The organism is Devosia sp. 67-54, from assembly GCF_001899075.1.
GTDB lineage: Bacteria > Pseudomonadota > Alphaproteobacteria > Rhizobiales > Devosiaceae > Devosia_A.
The window spans coordinates 290,943-314,686 of the sequence record NZ_MKVA01000008.1 but is presented as its reverse complement, the minus strand read 5'-3'; the positions used below and the strand labels follow the sequence as shown (position 1 = coordinate 314,686).

Below are 23,744 nucleotides of genomic sequence, written 5' to 3'. Positions count from 1 at the left end.
TGCGCGGCGGACCTCCGATGCTCCGATTTTCCTGCTGTCTCACCCTGGCCGTGCTGCTGGCGGGGCCGGTGTTCGCGCAGGACTCGGTGATTTCGCTGCAGCCGCCCGGCGCCAGCGAGGCGGTGAGCGTGCCCGACACGGCCGACGACGCCGACGCCTCGTCGTCGGAGGAGCCGGGACCGCCGCCGCCCTGCGGCGGCAAGACCATCACCATCGCCCGCATGCCATGGCCGACGGCGCAATTGCTGGCCGAAATCCACGCCCGGCTGGTGCAGCAGCAATTCGGCTGCGACGTCGAGGTGGTGCCGGGCGACCTCGCGGTGACGCCGTCGTCGATGGGGGCCAACGGGCAGCCGGCGGTGGCGCCGGAATTGTGGATCACCCGCGTTGCCGACGTGTGGAACACCGCGCTCAAGACCGAGGAGGTGCGGCAGGCCGGCACCACCTATTCCGACGCCACGTTCGAGGGCTGGTTCGTGCCCGATTACGAGGTCGCGGCGCACCCCGACGTGACGACGATCGCCGGCCTCAAGGCGAACTGGAAGGATTTCCTCGCCCCCGGGCAGAAGAAGGCGCGGTTCATCTCGTGCCCGCCGGATTGGGCCTGCTCGGTGATCAACCGCAATTTGATCCGCGCCAACGGGCTCGAGGGGGTGTTCGACATCGTCGAGCCGGCCAATCGGTTCGAGCTCGACACGCTGATCTCTGAGGCCGAGAGCCGCAAGCAGCCGATCCTGTTCTACTATTGGCAACCCAATGCGGTGCTTGCGCAATTCGCCTTCAAGCAGGTGGATCTGGGGCCGTTCGACAAGGACAGCTTCGTGTGCCTCGGCCGGGTCGCCTGCGCCGACCCGAAGCCGTCCGGGTTCTCGCCCGATCCGGTGATCGTGGCGCTGGCGCAATGGGTGTTCCTCGATGCGCCGGAGGTGGCGGCGTATTTCCAGCGTGCGCACATGCCGTTCGCCGAGATGAACACGCTGCTGCAGAACCTCAGCGAGCCCGGGGCGACGATCGAGAGCGTCGCCGACGCGTTCGTCGCGGCGCGCGGCGAAATCTGGCAGCCCTGGGTGGGCAAGCCGGCGCAATAGGCGGGCGGGCCTCCGCCTTTTTGCCGAGCAGGCCGCGGTTGCCTCCGGCGGCGGCCGGCGTCTATAACCCTCCCCCGGGAAGCCCGAAGGCGCGAGTTGGAGCAGAGTATTGGACGTCAAGCGGATCAACGAGCACGTGAGCGTCGCCCCGCAGATCAGCCCGGAGGATTTTCCCGCGCTCAAGGCCCTCGGTTTCACCGCCGTCATCAACAACCGGCCGGACGGGGAATCGCCTGACCAGCCGTCCTCGGCGACGATGCAGGCGGCGGCCGAAAAGGCCGGGCTCGCCTACCACTACATCCCGCTCGGACGCGACGGGGTGTCGTCGCAGATGGTGGTCGAGACGGAGGCGGCGCTCGAGGGGAGCGCCGGGCCCGTCCTGGCATTCTGCCGATCCGGCACGCGCTCCACCACCTTGTGGGCGCTGTCGCAGGCCGGAAAGCTGCCGGCAGAGGAGATCGTCGCGGCGGCGGCGCGCGCCGGCTACGACATGTCCCACCTCTTGGGCCATCTCAGCCAGAAACAGTAAGCCCGGGGCCTCGTCGATGCGGGGCCCTTTGTTTTTCGAGCCGGCGGCAACGCCCTCGTCCCCTCGTGACCGGACCTTAAATCGATGCCGATCAAGAAAATCCTCGTCGCCAACCGCAGCGAAATCGCCATCCGCGTGTTCCGCGCGGCCAACGAGCTGAACATCAAGACCGTTGCCTGCTACGCCGAAGAGGACAAGCTGGCGCTGCACCGCTTCAAGGCCGACGAGGCGTACCTGATCGGCAAGGGCAAGGGGCCGGTCGAGGCGTACCTGCAGATCGACGAATATATCCGCGTGGCGCGGGCGGCGGGCGCCGACGCCATCCATCCCGGCTATGGGCTGCTGTCGGAATCGCCGGAGTTCGCCGAAGCCTGCGAGGATGCCGGGATCATCTTCATCGGGCCGAAGCCGCAGACCATGCGCGACCTCGGCAACAAGGTCGCGGCGCGCAACATGGCGATCGCCGCCGGCGTGCCGGTGGTGCCGGCCACCGAGGCGCTGCCCGACGACATGGAGGAGGTGAAGCGCCTCGCCGCCGCCATCGGCTATCCGCTGATGCTGAAGGCGAGCTGGGGCGGCGGCGGGCGCGGCATGCGCCGGATCATGGACGAGAAATCGCTGGTCGCCGAGGTGAGCGAGGGCAAGCGCGAGGCCAAGGCGGCGTTCGGCAAGGACGAGATGTATCTCGAAAAGCTGATCGAGCGGGCGCGGCACGTCGAGGTGCAGCTCATCGGCGACGACCACGGCAACCTCGTGCATCTGTTCGAGCGTGACTGCTCGGTGCAGCGGCGCAACCAGAAGGTGGTGGAGCGGGCGCCGGCACCGTATCTGAGCGACGCGGTACGCCACGACCTGACCGAGGCGGCGCTGCGGCTCGGGCGCAGCGCCAATTATCGCTGCGCCGGCACGGTCGAATTCCTGCTCGATGCCGACACCGACAAATTCTACTTCATCGAAGTGAACCCGCGCATCCAGGTGGAGCACACGGTCACCGAGATCGTTACCGATATCGACATCGTCAAGGCGCAGATCCGCATCATGGAGGGCGCGGTGATCGGCACGCCGGAATCGGGCGTGCCGAAGCAGCAGGACATCAAGCTGCGCGACCACGCCATCCAGTGCCGGGTGACGACGGAAGATCCGGAAGAGAATTTCATTCCAGATTACGGGCGGATCACCGCCTATCGCGAGGCGACCGGGTTCGGGGTGCGGCTCGACGGGGGCACGGCCTATGCCGGCGCCATCATCACGCGGTTCTACGATCCGCTGCTCGAGAAGGTCACCTGCTGGGCGCCGACGCCGGAAGAGGCGATCGCCCGCATGCACCGGGCGCTGCGCGAGTTCCGCATCCGCGGCGTCGCGACCAATCTCGCTTTCCTCGAGAACATCATCACGCATCCCGATTTCGTCAACAACCGCTACACCACGCGGTTCATCGACACGACGCCGGAGCTGTTCCAGTTCGAGCGCCGCAAGGACCGGGCGACCAAGCTGTTGACCTATATCGCCGACGTCACGGTCAACGGCCATCCGGAAGTGCGAGACCGGCCGCGGCCGCCGGCCGACGCCATCGAGCCGGTGCCGCCGCTCTACGAGCCGGTGACGCTGATCGACGGCTCGCGGCAGGTGCTGGAGCGGCAGGGGCCGAAGGGCCTCGCCGAGTGGATGAAGGCGCAAAAGGCAGTGCTCTTCACCGACACCACGATGCGCGACGCGCATCAGAGCCTGCTGGCGACGCGCATGCGCAGCTACGACATCACGCGCATCGCCGAGAGCTATGCGCGCGGGCTGCCCAATCTGTTCTCGCTCGAATGCTGGGGCGGCGCGACGTTCGACGTGGCGATGCGCTTTCTCAACGAGGATCCGTGGGAGCGGCTGGCGGCGGTGCGCGAGGGCGCGCCGAACATCCTGACGCAGATGCTGCTGCGCGGATCGAACGGCGTCGGCTACACCAACTATCCCGACAATGTGGTCAAGTTCTTCGTGCGCCAGGCGGCGAAGGGCGGCGTCGATGTGTTCCGCATCTTCGACTGCCTCAACTGGGTCGAAAACATGCGCGTGTCGATCGACGCGGTGGCCGAGGCGGGCAAGGTGGCGGAGGGCGCCATCTGCTACACCGGCGACCTGTTCGATGCGAGCCGGCCGAAATACGACCTCAAATATTACGTCGGACTGGCCAGGGAGCTGGAGGCGGCAGGCGCGCACATCCTCGGCATCAAGGACATGGCGGGGCTGCTGAAGCCGGCGGCCGCCAAGGTGCTGATCTCGGCGCTGAAGCAGGAGATCGGGCTGCCGATCCACCTCCACACGCACGACACGTCGGGCGCCGCCTCGGCGACGCTGATGGCGGCGGTCGAGGCCGGCGTCGACGCGGTGGATGCGGCGATGGACGCGTTCTCGGGCACCACCAGCCAGCCGACTTTCGGCTCGGTGGCGGCGGCGCTGCGCGACACCGATCGCGATCCCGGATTCGATGCCAAGGTGATCCGCGAAATCTCGTTCTACTGGGAGGCGGTGCGCACGCAGTACCGCGCCTTCGAAAGCGACCTCAAGGGCGGCGCGTCGGAAGTCTACCTGCACGAAATGCCGGGCGGGCAGTTCACCAACCTCAAGGAACAGGCGCGTTCGCTGGGGCTCGAGAGCCGCTGGCACGAAGTGGCCAAGACCTATGCCGACGTCAACCGGATGTTTGGCGATATCGTCAAGGTGACGCCGAGCTCCAAGGTGGTGGGCGACATGGCGCTCGCCATGGTCAGCTCCGGGCTGACGCGCGCCGACGTCGAGGACCCGAACCGCGAGATCGCGTTCCCGGATTCGGTGGTCGGGTTCTTCGCCGGCGATCTCGGGCAGCCGCCGGGCGGATTCCCCAAAAACCTGCAGAAGAAGGTGCTGAAGGGCCGCACGCCGCTCACCGAGCGGCCCGGCTCCTATCTCAAGGACGTCGACCTCGAGGCGGAGCGGGCCAGGGTGGCCAAGGAGACCGGCGAGAAGATCGACGATTTCCGCCTCGCCTCCTACCTCATGTACCCCAAGGTCTTCCTCGATTTCCTCAAGACGCAGGACCGCTACGGGCCGACCGCGGTGCTGCCGACGCCGGTGTATTTCTACGGGCTCGACCAGGGCGAGGAAATCTTCGCCGAGATCGAGCGCGGCAAGACCATGGTGATCAACTATCTGGGCCGCGCCGAGACCAACGAGAAGGGCCAGGTGCGGGTGTTCTTCGACCTCAACGGGCAGCCGCGCACCATCACCGTGCCGGACCGGCTGAAGGTGGGCGAGGTGCAGGTCCGGCCCAAGGCGGCGCTCGGCGATCCGCGCCAGGTCGGCGCGCCGATGCCGGGGGTGATCTCGGGGCTGTCGGTCAAGGTGGGCGACCCGGTCAGCGCCGGCGACGTGCTGCTGTCGATCGAGGCCATGAAGATGGAAACCGCCATCCACGCCGAAGCCGACGGCGTCGTCGCCGAAGTCACGGTGAAGCCGGGCGACCAGATCGACGCCAAGGATTTGCTGGTCCGATTCGAGTAGGGTTGTTCCCAAGGCGGGAACGTGCTAGATTTGCCGCATGCGTGTCGTGGCGTATGGACACCTGCGGGCATACGGACATGCGCATCCAGACGCGGCAGCATCGTTGCGTCGCTGGTACAACATCTCGCGGAAGGCGCGTTGGCGGACCACTGCCGACGTGCTGGTAGATTTTGGCGGTGCGAAGGTGCTCAACGCCGAGCGCGTCAGGTTCGCGATCCATGGCGGAGCATATCGTATGGTTGCTGCGTTCGATTTTCCGCGACAGACGCTCTATATGAAGTTCATCGGCACGCATGCGGAGTATGACCGCATTGACGCGCTTACGATCGCTCAATTCTGACAGGACTGCGGATGGACATCCAACCAATCAAATCCGACAAGGACTATCGGACAGTCCTCAAGGAGATCGATCGACTATGGCTGTCGCCCGAGGGGACGCCAGAAGGCGATCGGTTGGATGTACTCATCGCGTTGGTGGTCGCGTACGAAGAAAAGCGGTGGCCACCGGAACCGGAAACACTCAGCGACCCGGTCGAGGTCATCCTGGCACACATTGATGTCACCGGCCGCACCCAGGACGATCTCGCCAAGCTGCTCGGATCCCGCTCGCGGGCGTCAGAGATTCTCAATCGCAAGCGGTCGCTGACGCTGGGCATGATCCACAAGCTGCACGAGCAGTGGAAGATTCCGGCCGAGCTGCTGATACGGCCGTACAAGCTCGACGCCGCCTAATACCCGCGAACCAAGGTGGTGACGGCGTAGGCGGCGAGCACCACGAAGATCCAGAGGTCCGAGACCGTGGCCCAGGTCTCGATGCGGTTGCGGCCGGTGTTGGCGATGTGCCGGATGCCGGCGAGGCCGTAATAGAGGCCGGTCACGATGGCGGCGGGCAGCACCCAATCGGGCCGGACGATCGAGGCGACGCTGACGAGGCCCATGGCCAAATTGGCGAAGCCGAGCTCGACAACGATCTTGCTGGCGTCCAGGTCTTCGATCTCGAAGATGGTCCTGGCGGTGAAGGCCGGATTGGCGATCTGGCGGACGCCGGCCAGCAGCAGGCGGATGCCGCCGGCCCAGAAGACGAACCAGCGTCCGACCAAGGCGATCCAGTCGCCATGGCCGGCTGCCTGCTCGATCAGCACCGAGGCGATGGGCAGCACGCCCATCAGCAGCACGATCATGAGGTAGTACATCGCGGCCCCTCCGGTGTGGGGCCGCTTCTATCGCCGCGCCGTTCGAGGGTCCAGAGATGGTGCCGGACCGGCCGCTACAGCCGCCGGTAGTCGCCGTCGATCACCGGGCCGTTGCCGGGGCGGCTGGTCGAGCGCGACGGGGCCGGGCGCGGCACGAGGCGCACGAGGACGCTCACCAGGAGGGGGATGACGATGGCGTCGTCGAGCCAGCCGAGCACCGGGACGAAATCGGGGATGAAATCGAACGGGTTCAGCAGGTAGGCGGGGACCAGCAGCATCAGCGCCTTGAGCCACAACGGCGTCTCGGGCGCGAGGAAGGCGCGCCACAGCGTGACCAGTTCATCCTTGAAACGCAGCAAACGGTGCATGGGGCCTCCTTTGCAGCGAAATGTGGTCGTTGTGTGGGGCGTTTCAAGACGTCATCTTACGGCAACGTTGCGCGCCTAGGCGCTAAGGCTTATTTCGAGGCCTCATGAGCATTTCCGAACGCAAGCATACAATTGGCGTCGATGTCGGCGGCGTCCGCGTCGGCGGCGGCGCGCCGATCGTCGTGCAGTCGATGACCAACACCGATACCGCCGACGTCGAGTCCACCGTGCGGCAGGTGGCGCAGCTCTGGCGCGCCGGCTCGGAGCTGGTGCGCATCACCGTCGATCGCGACGAGAGCGCGGCGGCGGTGCCGCATATCCGCGACCGGCTGGCGCGCATGGGCATCACGGTGCCGCTGATCGGCGATTTCCACTACATCGGCCACAAGCTGCTGACCGATCATCCGGCGGCGGCCGAGGCGCTGGCGAAGTACCGGATCAATCCGGGCAATGTCGGCTTCAAGGCCAAGCGCGACACGCAGTTCGCGACGCTGATCGAGCTGGCGCTGCGCTACGGCAAGCCGGTGCGCATCGGGGTCAATTGGGGCTCGCTCGACGAAGAGCTGCTGACCCGGCTGATGGACGAGAATTCGGCGTCGCCCGAGCCGGTGTCGGCGGCGGCGGTGCAGCGGGAGGCGATCATCCAGTCGGCGCTGCTGAGCGCGGCGCGGGCCGAAGAGATCGGGCTTTCCCGCGACCGGATCATCTTGTCCACCAAAGTCTCGGACGTGCAGAATTTGATCGCGGTGTACCAGGAGCTCAGCGCGCGCTGCGACTATGCGCTGCATCTGGGACTCACCGAAGCCGGCATGGGCAGCAAGGGCATCGTCGCCTCGTCGGCGGCGATGGGCATCCTGCTGCAGCAGGGGATCGGCGACACCATCCGGGTGTCGCTGACGCCCGAGCCGGGCGGCGACCGCACGCAGGAAGTGCGGGTGGCGCAGGAGCTGCTGCAGACCATGGGCTTCCGCCAGTTCCTGCCGGTGGTGGCCGCGTGCCCCGGCTGCGGGCGCACCACCAGCCAGACCTTCCAGGTGCTGGCCAAGGAAATCCAGGACCACCTCAATGTCTCGATGCCGGAGTGGCGCGAGCGCTATCCGGGGGTCGAGCAGCTTTCGGTGGCGGTGATGGGCTGCATCGTCAACGGCCCGGGCGAGAGCAAGCATGCCGATATCGGCATTTCGCTGCCGGGCACCGGCGAGACGCCGGCGGCGCCGGTGTTCATCGAGGGCAGGAAGGTCGCGACGCTGCGCGGCGCCGATGTGGCCGAGCAGTTCAAGGTGATGGTCGCCGACTACATCGAGCAGCGCTTCGGCACGGGCGCCAAGGCACGCGCCGTCGAGCCGGCGGAGTAACCGGACCTTTCAGCCGAACAGGTCGCCCTGGGCCAGCCGAGCCGTGTAGCGCTCGACCAGCTTGCGGTGGATGGGCGCCCTGAGCAGGCGGCGCATGCGCTCGGGCGCAGGGGCCTTGTAGTCGGCCATCAGCTCGGTCAGCAGCACCGGCTCGCCGGCGTAGGGCGTGTGCGTGACAGGCATGCCGGCCTCAACCGTGCCGGGCTGCAGCACGCGGGCATAGACACCGGGGCGGTTGACGGCGAAGAAGCGCTTGACCCAGTGCGGATCGCCCATGCGGGCGGCGAAGGTGGCGCAGGGGATGCGCGGCGCGGTGGCTTCGAGCACCACCTCGCCGATCTCGAAGCGATCGCCGACCCTGATGGTCCGGCTGTCGAGGCCGGCGATGGTGAGGTTTTCGCCGAACAGGCCCGGCGGCAGCGCGCGGCCGAGGTCGCGCTCGAAGAACTCGTAGTCGGGCCGGCCGTAGAGATAAACCGCCTGGTCGAGCCCGCCATGGTGCTTGGTGTCCATCACGGCATCATCGGCGACCCCGAGCGGAGCGATCGCCACCGGGCCGGCCACCGGATGCTTGCAGATGCCGGTCAGCGGCTTGTAGCCCGGAACGTGTTCGGGGCGTCCGATATTGACGGCGATGAGCTGCATGCCGGTCATGCGGCGGGGACCTCGCAGGCGTCGGCCCATTTGCCGCCGCAGAGCTCCACCAGCCGCGCCAGCGGCAGGCGCACCGAAGCGTGGGTGGAGCCGCCGGCGGGGATCACCTCGTCGTAGATTTTGAGCGACACGTCGCAATAGATGGTCAGCGGGCCGGGCAGGCCGAAGGGACAGACGCCGCCGACGGCGTGGCTGGTCAGGCGTAGCACGTCATCGGGACCGAGCATGCGCGGCCGGCCGCCGAACGCGGCCTTGGCCTTCCTGTTGTCGAGGCGGGCATCGCCGCGGGTCACCAGCAGGAACTCGGCATCGTTGACGCGGATGGCAAGGGTCTTGGCGATCTGGCCGGGGGCGACGCCGTGCACCTCGGCGGCAAGCTGCACGGTGGCGGTCGAGGCGTCGGTCACCATCACGGATAGATCGGGCGCGCGGACGGCGAGGTCCGCCTTGACGGTTTCAAGACTCATTGTGTGCTGTCCGAATGACGCGCTTAGCCCCAATCAGCACGGCATAGTCTGCCTCGTCGCGGAAGCGCGCGATGGACCATACGGCTGGGGTGCCGATGCGCTGGCTCAGGTGGATCGCCCGCTCGTCGCCGAGAGACACGGCAATGTGCGCCCCAAAGGGATCTGCGGTCGGGCCAAACAAGAGAAGGTCGAGCGGCTCGAAATCGTCGCTGACGCGCTCGGTGTGTTGCGTATCGGCCCAAAGGTCGCTGGAGCGCAGCGGCGGCAGCTCGCGGCCGAAGGCCCGCAACAATTCATATGCAAACAATTGGCAATTCGCGCCGGCGGCGATGCTGTCGACACCCGGTGCGCCGGGATAGCGCGTCGCGTCATAAGGGACGTGCCAGAAGCGATCAGGAATGTCGCTGAGGAGCATCGGCGGCATCAGTTTTCCCGGGTGGCGAAGTAGCGCACGGTCTCGCGCAGCGTGGTGGCCTCCGGACCGAACGGGGTGAGGGCGGTGATGGCGTCGTGCACGATGTCGCCGAGGTGGCGGCGCGCGGCGTCGAGGCCCAGCATCGACACCAGCGTCTGCTTGTTGCGGCCGGCATCCTTGCCGGTGGCCTTGCCCAGCGCCTCGGGCGAGGCGGTGACGTCGAGCAGATCGTCGGCGAGCTGGAAGGCGCGGCCGGCGGCTTCGGCGTAGCGGGTGAGATGGCCGAGCGCGTCGTTGTCGGCGCCGGCGAGCACGGCGCCCATGCGGATGGCGGCGCGGATCAGGGCGCCGGTTTTCATCGCCTGCATGCGGGCGATGCCGAGGCGGTCGAGCGGCGTGGTTTCGCCCTCGATGTCGCGCATCTGCCCGCCGACCATGCCGCCGACGCCGGCGCCGGTCGCGAGCTCGACCACGAGGCGGGCGCGGATGGCAGGGGCGGTGCTGCCGTGCTCGGCCAGATGCGCAAAGCTCAGCGTGAGCAGCGCGTCGCCGGCGAGGATGGCGGTGGCGTCGTCATAGGCCTTGTGCACGGTGGGGCGGCCGCGGCGGAGGTCGTCGTCGTCCATTGCCGGCAGATCGTCGTGGATCAGCGAGTAGCAATGGACCAGCTCGACCGAGACGGCGGCGGCAAGGCTCAGCTCGGGTGCAACCCCGAGCATCTGTGCGGTCTGGCGCAGCAGGAACGGCCGGAGGCGTTTACCGCCATTGAGCGTGCCGTGGCGCATGGCGTCGACCAGCCTGTCGGGCGGCGCGTCGGGGCCGCTGAGCGGCCCGGCCGCCAGCAGCACGTCCAGCGCGCGCTCGATGTCGGCGGCGTTGTGCCCCAGTTTTTCGTCGAAAGCCGCCATCATCCCCATCGTCGTTCCCGCGCAGGCGGGAATCCAGGCAGGACTCTCCGCAGGCGCGGTTGCGGCCAGCTTGGTACTGGATTCCTGCCTGCGCGGGAATGACGATGTGGTACAAAGGTGCCTCTGGGCAAGGGCCGCGTCCGTGGCTCAGAATCTTGGCCCTTCCCCTAGCCAAAGCCGGTTTTCTTCTCTATAGAGCCGCCAACTTTCCGGCAGACCCCGATCTGTCGACGCCGGCACGCCTGGCGCCAGCCCAATTTTACGGAGACCGAAATGGCCGTTCCAAAGCGCAAGACCTCGCCGATGAAGCGCGGGTTCCGCCGCTCCGCCGATGCCCTTGCCGCCCCGGCTTACGTCGAGGACAAGGATTCGGGCGAGCTGCGCCGTCCGCACCATGTCGACCTCAAGACCGGCATGTATCGCGGCCGCCAGATCATCGAGCCCAAGAAGGCCTAAGTTCGGGCTTTCGTCGACTTGCACAATTTTCCGGCCAGTCCCAAAAGGGCTGGCCGTTTCGTTTAGGGGGTTTTCGGTGAGCAGCATCCGCGTTGAATCGGACTCGATGGGCACCATCAACGTGCCGGCTGACAAGTATTACGGGGCGCAGACGGCACGCTCGCTGGCCAATTTCGACATCGGCGGGCAGAAGATGCCCGAAGAGATCATCCGCGCCTTCGGCATCCTCAAGAAAGCGGCCGCCGGGGCCAATCTCAAGCTCGGCCTGATGGACCAGGCGACGCACGATCTGATCGTCAAGGCGGCCGACGAGGTGATCTCGGGCAAGCTCAAGGAACATTTCCCGCTGGTGGTGTGGCAGACCGGCTCGGGCACGCAGTCCAACATGAACGTCAACGAGGTCATCTCCAACCGCGCCATCGAGCTGGCGGGCGGGGTGATGGGGTCAAAAAAGCCGATCCATCCCAACGACCACGTCAACATGAGCCAGTCGTCGAACGACACCTTCCCCACCGCCATGCACATTGCCGCGGTCGAGGCGCTCGAGGGCTATTTCTTCCACCGCGTCGAGCTGCTGCGCGACACGCTGGCCGACAAGTCCAGGCAGTTCATGGACGTGGTCAAGATCGGCCGCACGCATCTGATGGACGCAACGCCGCTGACGCTGGGCCAGGAGATGAGCGGATGGGTGGCGCAGATCGATCTGGCGCTCAAGGCGGTGCGCGCCACGCTGCCGCAGCTCTACGAGCTGGCGCTGGGCGGCACGGCGGTCGGCACCGGCCTCAACGCGCACCCGCAATATGGCGAGACGGTCGCCGCCGAGATCGCGCGGGTTACCGGTCGGCCGTTCGTGACGGCCCCGAACAAATACGCGGTGATGGCGGGGCACGATGCCTTCGTTGGCACCTCGGGGGCGCTGAAGCAACTGGCCGTGGCGCTGATGAAGATCGCCAACGACGTGCGCTGGATGGCTTCGGGCCCGCGCTCGGGCCTGGGCGAAATCTCCATTCCCGAGAACGAGCCCGGCAGCTCGATCATGCCGGGCAAGGTCAACCCGACGCAGTCGGAAGCCATGACCATGGTGGTGGCGCAGGTGATGGGCAACGACGCCGCCATCGGCTTTGCCGCCAGCCAGGGCAATTTCGAGCTCAACGTGTTCAAGCCGGTGATCGCCTACAATTTCCTGCAGGCGGTGCGGCTGCTCGCCGATGCGGCCAAGAGCTTCAACGACCATTGCGCCATCGGCATCGAGCCCAACCGCGCGCGCATCCAGCAATTGGTCGACCAGTCACTGATGCTGGTGACGGCGCTCAACCGCAGGATCGGCTACGACAACGCCGCCAAGATCGCCAAGAACGCGCACAAGAAGGGCACGACGCTGCGCGAAAGCGCCATCGAGCTCGGCCTCTTAAGCGGCGAGGAATTCGACAAGGAAGTGCGGCCCGCCGAGATGGTCGGCCCGCTCAAGATCTAGCTCACCGCCGCCATTGCCGCAGGACCGAGATGGTCGCGAGCACGGCGAGGACGGCCACCAGTATCCACCAGCGGTTGTCGATCGGCAGGCTGAAGGGCCGTTACGGCCGGGGCGGCTGGCCGCGCCGGACGATGATACCGGCGCCGATGGCGATCAGCACGATCGGCCAGAACACGCCCCAGTCGAGCCCGAAGAAGATGGCGAGCGCCATGGCGAGCAGCACCAGCCCGCCGATCAGCGGCCCCATGGCGCGGCCGGCGAAGGTGTTGTCGACGCGGTAGAAGCGGATGGCGGTGACCAGCAGGCCGACGGCCGGAACCAGCAGCAGCACCGACCACCAATGGCCCGGAATCTGCAGCCCGAAATTGCCGAGCAGGACGATCACGCCGACGGCGATCAGGATGAGCGCCCCCACGGGCATGCCGCGATCGTCGGACATGCCCCAGCGCGCCTCGCGGCGGGCCTGGCGTTCGGCACGGCGCATGTCGCGCCAGTTGGCGCCGGAGCCGGGCGCGGCGCCCGGCGGATCGTTGGCGGGGCCGGTGGTGTTGGGGTCGGACATCGATTTCTCCTGCCGTTCGGGCTGCATATTGTGACCCCGGAGCGCCGCTGCAAGTGAGGGCTGGCGGCGCAGCATGCACTTTGCCATTGTTCGCCGACAACCAGAAAGAGCCCCTCGAGATGTCAGAGACCGTGATCCTCCCCGGCGGCCGCAGCACCGTCCGCCGCCGCGGACCGTTCATTCCACCACTGCTGGTGATACCGTTCGTGCTCTACAATTTGCTCGCCTTCGCCATGTTCGGAGGCCTGCCGGGCGGATGGTCGAGCCAGCTTTTCAGCATCCACATGGTGTCGGGCACCGACTGGTCTCTGACCTGGGGTGATCTGATGCTGCTGATCGGCATCATCTGCCTGTTCTTCGAGGTGCTGAAATCCACCAACACCGGCCGCTCGTCGCTGATCGAGCACATGCTGTCGACGGTGCTGTTCATCGTGTTCCTGGTCGAGTTCATCCTGGTCGGCGCGGCAGCCAGCTCGACCTTCTTCCTGCTGATGGCGATGAGCTTCGTCGACGTGGTGGCGGGCTTTTCGATCTCGATCACCGGCGCCGGCCGCGACGTGACGATGGAGTAGGAGCCGTCGGGCTCCTCCTCCATCGAGCGTCTCCGTGCTCTGTCCGAACGTTCCCTAGAGGGCTCGTTCGGCCAACCGCTGGGGACGCCGCTGATAGACTGATGGCCGGAGGCTAGGCGTCCACCGAGATGCGGTAGCCGGGCGGCAGGCGGCGGATGGCGATCCTGCCGCCGGCGTCGTAGGTGCGCAGCACTTCGGCGAGGGGCGCGCGGCGGCGGGCGCGCTGCGTGGCGAGGTGATGGCGCTCGGCGATGAGCTGGCTCAGGAAGTCCGCCTTGGGGGCGCCGCGATAGCTCGAGAATGGCGAGCCGCTGCCGGTGGTCGCTGGTACCGTGCCGATCGTCTCAAAAGGACGCATAGCCGTGCCTTCCCTGTTTCGGAACGGCGCATTCGTCTCAAAACGAAACAGTTGCGCTCTTGTTCTGACGGCAACGTCGCAACGGGCATGCCGGTTCGCAACGATTTGTTAACGTTTTGCGGCGGATTCGCGGCGCATGGTTAGCGGCGCGGGCCGTTGCGCTTCAACGTGCCAGGGGCCGTCCGGTTCAGGCGAAGCTGTCCTTGCGGGCGCGCAGGGCGGCGAACACCGCCGAAGGTTCGGTGCCGGGGTCGAGCCCCACGGCCCTGGCCAGCGCCGGCTGGTCGGCGCGCAGGAAGGGGTTGGTGGCCTTTTCCATCCCCAGGCTCACCGGAATGGTGAAGCGGCCGGCCTCGCGCATGCGCTTGACCTCGGCGGCCCGGATGTTGAGGGCGGCGTTGCGCGGATCGACGCTGAGGGCGAAGCGGGCGTTGTCGGCCGAATATTCGTGGCCGCAGAACATCAGCGTGTCGTCGGGCAGGGCACGCAGCAGCTTCAGGCCCTCCCACATCGGGCCGGGCTTGCCCTCGAACATGCGGCCGCAGCCCAGCGAGAACAGCGCGTCGCCGGTGAAGACGTGGCGGTCGACGGCGTTGTGGTAGCTGATATGGCCGTTGGTGTGGCCGGGCGTCGCCAGCACCTCGAAGGCGGTCGCGCCGATGAGCACGATCTCGCCGGGAGCGACCATGGAATCGAGGCCGAGGATCTTTTCGGCCTCGCCGCGAGGGCCGGTGACGGTCACGTCGAAATCCGATTTCAGCACCGGCAGGCCCTCGACGTGGTCGCGGTGGTGATGGGTGATCAGGATGTCGGTGAGGGTCCAGCCGCGGTTGTGCAGCGCCGATTTGATGGCGCCCGCGTCGGGGGCGTCGATGGCCGCGGTCTTGCGCGTCTCGACGTCGTGCACGAGATAACCGTAATTGTCGGTTCGACACATGAACACTTCGACGAGGACGGCCACGTTCCCTTGCTCCGACGCACTCCGGCAGTGCAGACTCATAGCCGCTCCGTGATGCCAAAGCCATGACTCCAGACGTCAAACGCCTGATCGGGTTCTACAAATCTCCGCTGGGGAAGGTGTCGCGCGCGCTGCTGCGCGAAGAAATCATCCGGCTGGCGGGGCCGGTCACGCAGCGGCGGGTGTTGGGGCTGGGCTTTGCCTCGCCCTATCTGCGCTTCGCCCTCGAGCCGGCCGAGCGGGTGCTGGCCTTCATGCCGGCGCGGCAGGGGGCCTCGTCATGGCCGCGCGAGGGGCCGTCGCACACCGTGCTGTGCGATCCGCTCGAAATGCCGCTGACCGATGCCGCGGTCGACCTGATCATCGCGGTGCACGCGTTCGAGCATATCGGCGATGCCGAGGAACTGATGCGCGAGCTGTGGCGGGTGGCGGCGCCGAACGCCCGGCTGATCGTGGTGGTGCCGCGCCGCCGCGGCGTCTGGGCGGCGCTCGACAACACGCCGTTCGGCGACGGCAATCCGTTCAGCCGCGGCCAGGTCGAGCGGCTGCTGCGTGACCACAGCTTCGTGCCCGAAGCCTGGCGCGAGGCGCTGTACCTGCCGCCATCGGGCCATCGGCTGGCGCTGAAGCTGGCGCGCTTCTTCGAGCGTTTCCTCAGGCTGTTCGGCCCGGCCTTCGCCGGGGTCATAGTGGTGTCGGCGCGCAAGGAGCTGTTCCCCGCAGTGCCGCGTCGCAAGAAGCTCGAGCGCTACGTGCGCGTGCCGGGCCTGGCGCCGCAGACGGCGATGCAGGGCCTGCCGGAGCGGTAGAATGTTATTCGGTGCGGGTGACGGTGCGCAGACGGCCGGCCCTGATATTGACCTTCATAGATTGCACCAATTGGCGGAACAGCGGCATCGGCAACTCGCCGTAGACGGCGTCGTCGTCAAGACGTTGAAGATCAGGTCCGGGCCATCTGAAGCGATTCAGTTCCGTGGTCACGATCCAGCTTCTCCGGCTGTCCAGGCCGAGCTGTGCCTTCACCGCTGCGGGAAGTTCTATCGCGTTTCCAACTCCGGCCGGCGGGCTGTGCGTGATCGGCGCGACCAGGACCTGGTCTCGATTTTGTTCATCCGGCGCGACGAGCACGATGGCGCAAGGACGGTCCTTTCGTCCCTGTTCGTGACCACCCTTGGCTTCCCTGAGCCATAAATAGCTGTAGCGAATGACCTGCCGTTGCGTCGGCTTGTCGATGTTCACTCGGCGGCCTGGGGCTTGCCCGTTGCTGCCTCCGCCGTGTCATCGTCTTCGGGAAGTTCAATGCCGAGGATCGCCTCCGCAATGTCGTCGGGTAGGTCGTAGACCGAATAGGCCTCACGAGTGTCGTAGGATCTTAGCCGCTCATAGTCCGCGACCGACATCAAGACAACGCTGTCGCGGCCGTGGCGGGTGATCGTGACCGGCTCGCGCTGGGCTTTTTCGGCGTACACTCCGAATTGCTTGGCAACTTGTGCGGCGCTGGCGCGAACCACGGATTTTCTCCATATTCCGTATAATGCGGATATTATCTACGCGTGGCGCGTACATTTCTCAAGCAGAATTGTGGCTTTCCGGCCCCCGCGTCTCTATGGTCCCGGCGATTTTCCGACCCCGACCGCAGATGACCGATACGCCCGACCGACCGCAGCCGCAGCCCGGCCTCCTGAACATTGCGCCGTACGTGCCGGGCAAGTCGCAGGCGGCGCCGGGGGTGACGCCGATCAAGCTCAGCGCCAACGAGTCGCCGCTGGGCGCCTCGCCGGCGGCGCTGGCGGCGCTGGCCGAGGCCGACCGGTCGCCGGAGGTTTACCCCGAGGGCACCTCGCGCATCCTGCGACAGGCGCTGGGCGAGGTGCACGGGCTCGATCCGGAGCGGATCGTGTGCGGCAACGGCTCCGACGATCTCCTGCACCTGCTCGCGCAATGCTATCTCGGCGAGCGCGACAATGCGGTGATGAGCCGGCATGGCTTCAACGTCTATCCGATCGTCACCATGGGGGCGTCGGCCGAGATCATCATGGCGCCCGAGAAGGACTATCGCGCCGACGTCGACGCGCTGCTCAAGGCGGTGACGCCGGCGACCAAGATGCTGTTCCTCGCCAATCCGAACAACCCCACGGGGACGTATCTGGGCGGAGCCGAGCTCGAGCGGCTGCATGCGGGGCTCCGGCCCGACATTCTGTTCGTGCTCGACAGCGCCTATGCCGAGTACGTGGCGGCCGAGGACTACGACGTCGGCATCTCGCTGGTCAGCGGCAGCGAGAACGTGGTGATGGTGCGTACCTTCTCGAAGATGGGCCTTGCCGCCTCGCGCATCGGCTGGATGTACGCGCCGGCGCATGTGGTCGATATCGTCAACCGCATCCGCGGGCCGTTCAACGTCAACCGGCCGGCGCAGTTCGCCGGGGCGGCGGCGGCGCGGGACATCGATTTCACCGTTCGGCTCAAGCAGTACAATGCGCATTGGCGGGCCTGGCTCACTCGCGCGCTCAACGGCAACGCCATCCGCGTGGTGCCGAGCGAGGCGAATTTCGTGCTGGCGCTGTTCGACAGTCCCGAGACCAGCAAGGCGGCGTTCCAGGCGCTGTTCGACGAGGGGCTGATCGTGCGCGAGATCGGGGTCTACGGCATCGACAACGGGCTGAGGATTTCGATTGGACCGGAGCCGGCAATGCGACGGCTGGTCGAGGTGTTGAAGGCGTTCGGCGCGCCGGGGGCAAAGGACTAGAAGCATGTTCGAGAAACTGGCGCTGATCGGCATCGGCCTCATCGGATCGTCGATCGCACGGGCGAGCCGGCGCCACGGGCTGGTCCGGACCATTGCCATCTCGACGCGGCGGCAGGAGACGCTGGACGAGGCGCAAGCGCTGGGACTGGGCGACGTCTATACGCTCGATCCGGTCGAGGCGGTGCGCGGCGCCGATCTGGTGATCCTGTGCATTCCGGTGCAATCGTACGGGCCGGTGATGGCGCAGATCGGGCCGCATCTCGAGCCCGGGGCGATCGTCTCCGACGTCGGCTCGGTCAAGGCCTACGTGGTCAAGCAGATGCAGCCGCATATCCCCCAGGGCGTGCACCTGATCCCCGGCCATCCGATCGCGGGCACCGAACATTCCGGCCCCGCGGCGGGCTTTGCTGAGCTGTTCATCAACCGCTGGTGCGTGCTGACGCCGGGCAGGTCGGCCGACCCGGGCGCGGTCAGCAAGCTCAGCGCCTTCTGGACGGCGCTTGGCTCCAATGTCGAGCTGATGGAGCCGGAACATCACGACATGGTGCTGGCGATCACCAGCCATATCCCGCATCTGGTCGCCTACAACATCGTGGGCACGGTGTCGGATCTCGAGCAGGACACGCAGTCGGAAGTCATCAAGTTCTCGGCCTCGGGCTTCCGCGATTTCACCCGCATTGCCGCCAGCGACCCCGTGATGTGGCGCGACGTGTTCCTCACCAATCGCGATGCGGTGCTGGAGATGCTGGGCCGGTTCCTCGAGGATCTGAGCAAGCTGCAGCGCATGGTGCGTGTCGGCGACGGGCCCGGCATGGAGGCGCTGTTCACCCGCACCCGCAAGATCCGGCGCTCGATCATCACCGCCGGGCAGGAGACGGCGGCGCCGGATTTCGGCCGCCCGCATGGCGAGGCGAAGACCATCAGCGGGCCGTCGGGCACGGCGCTCGCCGAGGGCACCCCCGCGCCGCTGGTCGACACCAACATAGAGGTGGCGAGCCCGGTGCGTGAACATGGTGGCGGCGACGACGCCTGAGCGGCTTTGTCTGCGCTCTGGCCGATCGGCCGCGAGAGCGTCCGCTCAGCCAACCGCCTGGAGCATCGCCTCGACCTCGGCGCGCGTCGGGGCGCCAAGCCGGCCGCCGAAGCGGGTGCATTTGATCGCCGCGGCGGCGGAGGCAAAGCGCAGATTGCGCTCGATGTCCCAGCCCTCGGCCAGGCCGAAGGCGAAGGCGCCGTGGAACACGTCGCCGGCCGCGAGGGTGTCGACGGCATCGACGGTGAAGGCCGGCAGATGCCGGACGCCGTCGCCGTCGGACCAGTAGCAGCCGCGCTCGCCGCAGGTGATGGCGGTGAAGCGGTCGCCCGCGCCGGCCAGCGCCCGGACCGGATCGTCAGCGCCGAACAGGGCCCCGCAGACCGCCTCGGAGGCGATGATGTGGCTGGCCAGCGCCGCGAGGCGCGTCAGCGTTTCGGCCGGCGCCACGTCGGCGTCGAGCACGCCGGGAATGCCGCGGTCACGTGCGGCGCGCAGCGCCATGGCGGCCGCCTCGGGCCAGCGGGCGTCGACGCTCGCCACGGCGATGTCGTCCATCGGCGGCAGCGCCGTGGGCGGCGTGCGGATCGCCGGATCGTAGAACGGCACGACGATGCGTTCGCCGGCGGCATCCATGATGATCGACGAGAAGCCGGAGCGGGCGCCGGACACGCGGCGCAGCGCCGACAGATCGATGCCGGCGTCATGGAGTTGCGCCACGATGCGGTCGCCATTGGCGTCATCGCCGCAGGAGGCCCAGAGGCGCGCCTTGCCGCCAAGCCGGACGATGCTGGCGGCCTGTGCCGTCGCCATGCCCTGGGCGACGTCCAGCGCCTCGCCCGGCAGATATTTGCCGGGGCCGGTGGGCAGCGTGTCGAAGCGGAAGATCGTATCGAGGCTCAGCGCACCGACGCAGAGCACCCCGCCGCTCATATCGATTTCAGCGCGTCGATGACAGTCTTGCCGTCCGGCGAATCCCATTCGGCGGGGCCTTGCAGCACGCCGATCTCGCAGCCCTTCTTGTCGAGCAACAGCGAGGAGGGCAGGCCGGCGGCAACGGCTTCGGTCTGCAGCCGCTTGAAGGCGTCGAAGGTGGAATCGGCATAGAGCGGCAGGTTCTTCCAGCCGCCGTCGGCGAGAAATTTCCTGGCCTTGTCGAGGCCGCCGGAGCCGACGTCGAGATTGATCGGCAGCACCATGAAGTCGGGGCCGTTCTCGGCGGCGGCGAGCTTGTCGAGCGCCGGCATCTCGGCGCGGCAGGGAATGCACCAGCTCGCCCAGAAATTGACCAGCAGGAACTTGCCGGCGAAATCGGCGAGTTTCACCGGCTTGCCGTCCTTGTCGGTGAAGGCCATGTCGGCATAGCCGCGGCCGGTACCGGTGCCGTTGAGGGCGGCGAGCTGGCCGGTCGCCGCGGCATCGACTTTCTTGGCCGCCGCCGGCTGCGGCACGCAGTCGGATGCCTTGGGCGAGCCGGCATTGCCCACCCAAAACGTTATCGCTATAGCTACCGCCGCAATCACGAGGGCTGCCACCAGCAGGCGGCGGGGTGTCATTCTCGGGCGGGCTGCTGCGGGTTCGGACACTCGGAACTCCAAAGGATTTCGGCGATGAGCAATCGCATGTGGGGCGGCCGGTTTTCGTCCGGCCCCGATGCCATCATGGAAGAGATCAACGCCTCGATCGGCTTCGATCAACGGCTTTACCGGCAGGACATTGCCGGATCAATCGCTCATGCCACCATGCTCGCCGAAGCGGGCATTCTGACGCATGCGGACCGCGACGCCATCGTCGCCGGTCTAAACGCGGTGCTCAGCGAAATCGACTCGCAGAAGTTCAACTTTTCGCGCGCGCTCGAGGACATCCACATGAACGTGGAGTCGCGCCTGCGCGAGCTGATCGGCGATGCGGCGGGCCGGCTGCACACGGCGCGCAGCCGCAACGACCAGGTGGCGACCGACTTCAGGCTCTATGTGCGCGACGCCATCGACACGCTGCTGGCGCAGATCAAGGTGCTGCAACTGGCGCTGGTCGAGCGCGCCGACGCCGAGGCCGAAACCATCATGCCCGGCTTCACGCATCTGCAATCGGCGCAGCCGGTGACGTTCGGCCATCATCTGCTCGCCTATGTCGAGATGCTGGGCCGCGACAGCGGGCGGCTCGGCGATGCGCGCAGGCGGCTCAACGAGAGTCCGCTCGGCTCGGCGGCGCTGGCCGGTACACCGTACCCAATCGATCGCGAGATGACGGCCAAGGCGCTGGGCTTCGACCGGCCGACGGCCAATTCGCTCGATGCCGTCAGCGACCGCGACTTCATCCTCGAAACGCTCAGCGCCGGTTCCATCATGGCGATGCATCTGAGCCGCTTTGCCGAGGAGCTGGTGATCTGGAGCTCGGCGCAGTTCAATTTCGTGCGGCTTTCCGACAAGTTCACCACCGGCTCGTCGATCATGCCGCAAAAGCGCAACCCCGACGCCGCCGAATTGGTGCGCGCCAAGGTGGGGCGCATCATCGGCGCGCTGACCTCCCTGCTGGTGGTGATGAAGGGCCTGCCGCTCGCCTATTCCAAGGACATGCAGGAGGACAAGGAGGTGGCGTTCGACGCGCTCGATGCCCTCTCGCTCAGCCTCGCGGCGATGACCGGCATGGTGCAGGATCTTCAGGTCAACCGCGAGCGCATGCGGGCCGCCGCCGCCATGGGCTTTTCCACCGCGACCGACGTCGCCGACTGGCTGGTGCGGCAGGCCAACATCCCGTTCCGCGACGCGCACGAGATCACCGGCCACATCGTCAAGCTGGCCGAGGAAAAGGGCATTCCACTCGACGGACTGACCATCGAGGATTTCAAGCTCATCGACCATCGCATCGACAGCCGCATCCACAAGGTGCTGAGCGTCGAGAGCTCGGTGCGCGCCCGCCGCTCCTATGGCGGCACGGCGCCCGAGAACGTGCTGGCGCAGGCGGCGCGCTGGAAGTCGCTGCTCACCGGCCAGCCGGTCGAGCCGCGGGCGCCCAAGCTCAGGCTCGGCGGCGGCCACGGCGATGGCGGCGTAGAGTAGCCATGCCGCAGGCGTCACGGCAGATGCGGCTCACCGAGCGGCATGTCGCCCTGATGAAGCGCGACATCCCCGAGATTTCCGGGCCAATGCCCGGCTACGAGCTGATGACCGACGGCGACTACCGGCGGGTCATGGCGGAACTGCTCGGCGGCGTGACGGCGGGCGCGGCCTTCTGGATCTTTGCCTATGGCTCGCTGATCTGGAAGCCGGCCTGCGAGGTGGTGGAGCTCAGGACCGGCATCCTGCGCGGCTGGCATCGGGCCTTCTGCCTCGGCTGGAACACGCGCTTTCGCGGCTCCGACGACGCCCCCGGGCTGATGCTGGCGCTCGATCATGGCGGCTCGTGCAAAGGGGCGCTGTACCGGCTGCCGACCGAGGCGGTCGAGGTCAATCTGCGCCGGCTGCTGGAGCGCGAGATGAGCCTCAAGCCATCGGCCTTTCCGCCGCGCTGGGTGACGGTGGAGAGCGAAGACGGGCCGATCCGGGCGCTGACCTTCTGCATCGACCGCCGCTCACCGCGCTATGTCAGCGGCCTCAGCGAAGAGCAGATCGCCGACGTGCTGGCGCGCGCCACCGGCAGCCGCGGCTCGATGGCGGAGTATTTGCACGCCACGGTCACTCATCTCGAGCGGCTCGGCATTCACGATCATCATCTGTGGCGGCTGCAGGAGCTGGTCGCCGAACGGATCGATGCGGCCTATCCCACGGAGTCCTAGGTGCATTTCTTCGAGTATCGCGACGGCGCGCTGTTTGCCGAGGACGTCGACGTGACGGCGCTGTCAGACACAGTTAGAACGCCGTTTTACGTGTATTCGGCCGCGACGCTGCGCCGTCATGTGCGGGTGATGCAAGAGGCGTTTGCGCCGCTCGACGTGCTCGTCGCCTATGCGATGAAGGCCAATTCCAACCAGGCGGTGCTGAAGGTGGTCGCCGGGGCAGGCGCGGGCGCCGACGTGGTCTCGGGCGGCGAGCTCGAGCGCGCCATCGCGGCGGGCATTCCGGCGCGCAAGATCGTGTTCTCCGGCGTCGGCAAGACCGCCGCGGAAATGCGGCGTGGGCTGGAGCTCGGCATCAAGTGCTTCAACCTCGAAAGCGAGCCGGAGCTCGAACGGCTGAGCGAGATCGCCGCAGCGATGGGCAAGGTCGCGCCGGTGTCGGTGCGCATCAACCCGGACGTCGATGCCGGCACGCACGCCAAGATCTCGACCGGCAAGAAGGAGAACAAGTTCGGCATTCCGTCTGCGCGGGCGCGCGAGGTCTATGCGCGGATCGCGGCGCTGCCGGGCGTCGAGGCGGTCGGCATCGATATGCATATCGGCAGCCAGATCACCGACATGACGCCGTTCGACCATGCCTATGCGCTTCTCGCCCAATTGGTGCGCGATCTGCGGGGGCAGGGGCACGACATCCGCCATGTCGATGTCGGCGGCGGTCTCGGTATCCCCTACCATCACGACCAGGACGCCCCGCCGCTGCCGAGGGAATATGCCGAGATCGTCAAGCGGCACCTGGGCGGGCTCGGGGCCGAGATCGTGCTCGAGCCGGGCCGGCTGATCGTGGGCAATGCCGGCATCCTCGTCACCCGCGTCGAGTATGTGAAGGAGGGCGACAAGACCTTCGTCATCGTCGATGCGGCGATGAACGATCTGATCCGGCCGACGCTCTACGAAGCGCATCACGACGTACAGCCGGTGCGGCACTCCAATCTGCCGCCGATCACCGCCGACGTGGTGGGCCCGGTGTGCGAGACCGGCGACTACCTGGCGCTCGGCCGCCGCATGCCCGGCGTCAAGCAGGGCGATTTGCTGGCGGTGATGACCGCCGGCGCCTACGGCGCGGTGATGGCCTCGACCTACAATTCCCGTCCGCTGATCCCCGAAGTGCTGGTCGACGGCGCCCGCTGGCACATCATCCGGCCGCGCAGGTCGATCGAGGAACTGATCGCGCTCGACAGCGTGCCGGACTGGCTGACGTGAGCCTTTGCGTCAGCCCCGAAAAGACCGATAATCCGCGGCGTCGGCCGC

The 23,744-nt window shown here is 67.1% G+C and carries 28 protein-coding genes; 15 read left to right on the top strand and 13 right to left on the bottom strand.

Going from position 1 to position 23,744, the window contains the following annotated elements; genetic code table 11:
* Positions 1-17: 17 nt before the first annotated feature.
* The 5 genes from BGO82_RS14815 to BGO82_RS14795 all read left to right on the top strand — a co-directional run bounded on the left by BGO82_RS14815 (position 18) and on the right by BGO82_RS14795 (position 5,874).
* Positions 18-1,088 (top strand): glycine betaine ABC transporter substrate-binding protein, encoded by a 1,071-nt coding sequence (locus tag BGO82_RS14815; protein ID WP_291306378.1) that lies wholly within the window; start codon positions 18-20, stop codon positions 1,086-1,088.
* Between the two features lie 109 nt (positions 1,089-1,197).
* The gene (locus tag BGO82_RS14810) at positions 1,198-1,617 is read left to right on the top strand and encodes a TIGR01244 family sulfur transferase (RefSeq protein WP_291306377.1); all 420 of its coding nucleotides are present in this window, start codon (positions 1,198-1,200) and stop codon (positions 1,615-1,617) included.
* Between the two features lie 84 nt (positions 1,618-1,701).
* Positions 1,702-5,142, top strand: coding sequence for a pyruvate carboxylase (gene pyc, locus BGO82_RS14805; RefSeq protein ID WP_291306376.1), 3,441 nt, complete (start codon positions 1,702-1,704; stop codon positions 5,140-5,142).
* Positions 5,143-5,179: 37 nt separating this feature from the next.
* The gene (locus tag BGO82_RS14800; protein WP_291306375.1) at positions 5,180-5,482 is read left to right on the top strand and encodes a type II toxin-antitoxin system HigB family toxin; all 303 of its coding nucleotides are present in this window, start codon (positions 5,180-5,182) and stop codon (positions 5,480-5,482) included.
* Positions 5,483-5,493: 11 nt separating this feature from the next.
* Positions 5,494-5,874, top strand: coding sequence for a transcriptional regulator (locus BGO82_RS14795; RefSeq protein WP_291306374.1), 381 nt, complete (start codon positions 5,494-5,496; stop codon positions 5,872-5,874).
* Here the strand turns inward: BGO82_RS14795 and BGO82_RS14790 are convergent.
* Entirely contained in the window at positions 5,871-6,335 is a 465-nt protein-coding gene (locus tag BGO82_RS14790) for a DUF6790 family protein (protein WP_291306373.1), read from the bottom strand. The genes BGO82_RS14795 and BGO82_RS14790 overlap by 4 nt on opposite strands.
* A gap of 74 nt (positions 6,336-6,409) precedes the next feature.
* Positions 6,410-6,703 carry a YkvA family protein gene (locus BGO82_RS14785; protein ID WP_291306372.1) on the bottom strand — a complete coding sequence of 98 codons (294 nt, stop codon included), beginning with the start codon at positions 6,701-6,703 and terminating at the stop codon, positions 6,410-6,412.
* A gap of 104 nt (positions 6,704-6,807) precedes the next feature.
* Here BGO82_RS14785 and ispG point away from each other — a divergent pair, with 104 nt between their 5' ends.
* Positions 6,808-8,058: a flavodoxin-dependent (E)-4-hydroxy-3-methylbut-2-enyl-diphosphate synthase gene (ispG, locus tag BGO82_RS14780; RefSeq protein WP_291306371.1), complete on the top strand. Its 1,251-nt coding sequence runs from the start codon at positions 6,808-6,810 to the stop codon at positions 8,056-8,058.
* Positions 8,059-8,067: 9 nt separating this feature from the next.
* On the opposite strand, the gene BGO82_RS14775 is transcribed toward ispG, so the two are convergent.
* From BGO82_RS14775 to BGO82_RS14760, 4 genes are read right to left on the bottom strand one after another with little or no spacing between them, the layout of a single operon-like run.
* A complete protein-coding gene (locus BGO82_RS14775; protein WP_366246960.1) occupies positions 8,068-8,712 on the bottom strand; it encodes an MOSC domain-containing protein in 645 nt (214 codons plus the stop codon).
* Positions 8,709-9,179: a YbaK/EbsC family protein gene (locus tag BGO82_RS14770; RefSeq protein ID WP_291306370.1), complete on the bottom strand. Its 471-nt coding sequence runs from the start codon at positions 9,177-9,179 to the stop codon at positions 8,709-8,711. Before BGO82_RS14770 ends, BGO82_RS14775 begins: the two co-directional genes overlap by 4 nt.
* Complete coding sequence (locus tag BGO82_RS14765) at positions 9,169-9,603, bottom strand: hypothetical protein (RefSeq protein WP_291306369.1); 435 nt, start codon at positions 9,601-9,603, stop codon at positions 9,169-9,171. Before BGO82_RS14765 ends, BGO82_RS14770 begins: the two co-directional genes overlap by 11 nt.
* A complete protein-coding gene (locus tag BGO82_RS14760) occupies positions 9,603-10,502 on the bottom strand; it encodes a polyprenyl synthetase family protein (RefSeq protein ID WP_291306368.1) in 900 nt (299 codons plus the stop codon). The genes BGO82_RS14765 and BGO82_RS14760 overlap by 1 nt, the downstream gene beginning before the upstream one ends.
* Before the next feature lie 273 nt (positions 10,503-10,775).
* Here BGO82_RS14760 and rpmF point away from each other — a divergent pair, with 273 nt between their 5' ends.
* Together rpmF and fumC are read left to right on the top strand one after the other, a co-directional pair.
* Positions 10,776-10,958 carry a 50S ribosomal protein L32 gene (gene rpmF / locus BGO82_RS14755; RefSeq protein WP_291306367.1) on the top strand — a complete coding sequence of 61 codons (183 nt, stop codon included), beginning with the start codon at positions 10,776-10,778 and terminating at the stop codon, positions 10,956-10,958.
* 25 nt (positions 10,959-10,983) lie between these two features.
* Positions 10,984-12,432 carry a class II fumarate hydratase gene (gene fumC, locus BGO82_RS14750; protein WP_366246961.1) on the top strand — a complete coding sequence of 483 codons (1,449 nt, stop codon included), beginning with the start codon at positions 10,984-10,986 and terminating at the stop codon, positions 12,430-12,432.
* 100 nt (positions 12,433-12,532) lie between these two features.
* Here the strand turns inward: fumC and BGO82_RS14745 are convergent, their stop codons facing one another.
* Positions 12,533-12,994, bottom strand: a complete 462-nt coding sequence (locus tag BGO82_RS14745; RefSeq protein ID WP_291306365.1) for a hypothetical protein — start codon at positions 12,992-12,994, stop codon at positions 12,533-12,535.
* A gap of 119 nt (positions 12,995-13,113) precedes the next feature.
* Here BGO82_RS14745 and BGO82_RS14740 point away from each other — a divergent pair, with 119 nt between their 5' ends.
* Positions 13,114-13,566, top strand: a complete 453-nt coding sequence (locus tag BGO82_RS14740; RefSeq protein ID WP_291306364.1) for a hypothetical protein — start codon at positions 13,114-13,116, stop codon at positions 13,564-13,566.
* A 112-nt stretch (positions 13,567-13,678) separates the two neighbouring features.
* On the opposite strand, the gene BGO82_RS14735 is transcribed toward BGO82_RS14740, so the two are convergent.
* Positions 13,679-13,924, bottom strand: coding sequence for a hypothetical protein (locus BGO82_RS14735; RefSeq protein ID WP_291306363.1), 246 nt, complete (start codon positions 13,922-13,924; stop codon positions 13,679-13,681).
* Between the two features lie 187 nt (positions 13,925-14,111).
* Positions 14,112-14,885 carry a hydroxyacylglutathione hydrolase gene (gloB, locus tag BGO82_RS14730; protein ID WP_291306362.1) on the bottom strand — a complete coding sequence of 258 codons (774 nt, stop codon included), beginning with the start codon at positions 14,883-14,885 and terminating at the stop codon, positions 14,112-14,114.
* 62 nt (positions 14,886-14,947) lie between these two features.
* On the opposite strand from gloB, the gene BGO82_RS14725 reads away from it, so the two are divergent.
* Entirely contained in the window at positions 14,948-15,691 is a 744-nt protein-coding gene (locus BGO82_RS14725) for a methyltransferase domain-containing protein (RefSeq protein ID WP_291306361.1), read from the top strand.
* Positions 15,692-15,695: 4 nt separating this feature from the next.
* Here the strand turns inward: BGO82_RS14725 and BGO82_RS14720 are convergent, their stop codons facing one another.
* The gene (locus tag BGO82_RS14720; RefSeq protein WP_291306360.1) at positions 15,696-16,121 is read right to left on the bottom strand and encodes a hypothetical protein; all 426 of its coding nucleotides are present in this window, start codon (positions 16,119-16,121) and stop codon (positions 15,696-15,698) included.
* Positions 16,118-16,393: a type II toxin-antitoxin system prevent-host-death family antitoxin gene (locus BGO82_RS14715; protein WP_291306359.1), complete on the bottom strand. Its 276-nt coding sequence runs from the start codon at positions 16,391-16,393 to the stop codon at positions 16,118-16,120. The genes BGO82_RS14720 and BGO82_RS14715 overlap by 4 nt, the downstream gene beginning before the upstream one ends.
* Before the next feature lie 128 nt (positions 16,394-16,521).
* On the opposite strand from BGO82_RS14715, the gene BGO82_RS14710 reads away from it, so the two are divergent.
* Together BGO82_RS14710 and BGO82_RS14705 are read left to right on the top strand one after the other, a co-directional pair.
* A complete protein-coding gene (locus BGO82_RS14710; protein ID WP_291306358.1) occupies positions 16,522-17,628 on the top strand; it encodes a histidinol-phosphate transaminase in 1,107 nt (368 codons plus the stop codon).
* A gap of 4 nt (positions 17,629-17,632) precedes the next feature.
* The gene (locus tag BGO82_RS14705; RefSeq protein ID WP_291306357.1) at positions 17,633-18,661 is read left to right on the top strand and encodes a prephenate/arogenate dehydrogenase family protein; all 1,029 of its coding nucleotides are present in this window, start codon (positions 17,633-17,635) and stop codon (positions 18,659-18,661) included.
* Between the two features lie 45 nt (positions 18,662-18,706).
* Here BGO82_RS14705 and BGO82_RS14700 read toward each other — a convergent pair whose 3' ends face one another.
* Both BGO82_RS14700 and BGO82_RS14695 read right to left on the bottom strand, forming a co-directional pair.
* Complete coding sequence (locus BGO82_RS14700; protein WP_291306356.1) at positions 18,707-19,594, bottom strand: PfkB family carbohydrate kinase; 888 nt, start codon at positions 19,592-19,594, stop codon at positions 18,707-18,709.
* Positions 19,591-20,217 (bottom strand): TlpA disulfide reductase family protein, encoded by a 627-nt coding sequence (locus BGO82_RS14695; RefSeq protein ID WP_291306355.1) that lies wholly within the window; start codon positions 20,215-20,217, stop codon positions 19,591-19,593. Before BGO82_RS14695 ends, BGO82_RS14700 begins: the two co-directional genes overlap by 4 nt.
* Before the next feature lie 54 nt (positions 20,218-20,271).
* On the opposite strand from BGO82_RS14695, the gene argH reads away from it, so the two are divergent.
* From argH to lysA, 3 genes are read left to right on the top strand one after another with little or no spacing between them, the layout of a single operon-like run.
* The gene (gene argH / locus BGO82_RS14690; RefSeq protein ID WP_291306354.1) at positions 20,272-21,720 is read left to right on the top strand and encodes an argininosuccinate lyase; all 1,449 of its coding nucleotides are present in this window, start codon (positions 20,272-20,274) and stop codon (positions 21,718-21,720) included.
* A 2-nt stretch (positions 21,721-21,722) separates the two neighbouring features.
* A complete protein-coding gene (locus tag BGO82_RS14685; RefSeq protein ID WP_291306353.1) occupies positions 21,723-22,436 on the top strand; it encodes a gamma-glutamylcyclotransferase in 714 nt (237 codons plus the stop codon).
* Complete coding sequence (lysA, locus tag BGO82_RS14680) at positions 22,437-23,696, top strand: diaminopimelate decarboxylase (RefSeq protein ID WP_291306352.1); 1,260 nt, start codon at positions 22,437-22,439, stop codon at positions 23,694-23,696.
* Positions 23,697-23,744: the final 48 nt, after the last annotated feature.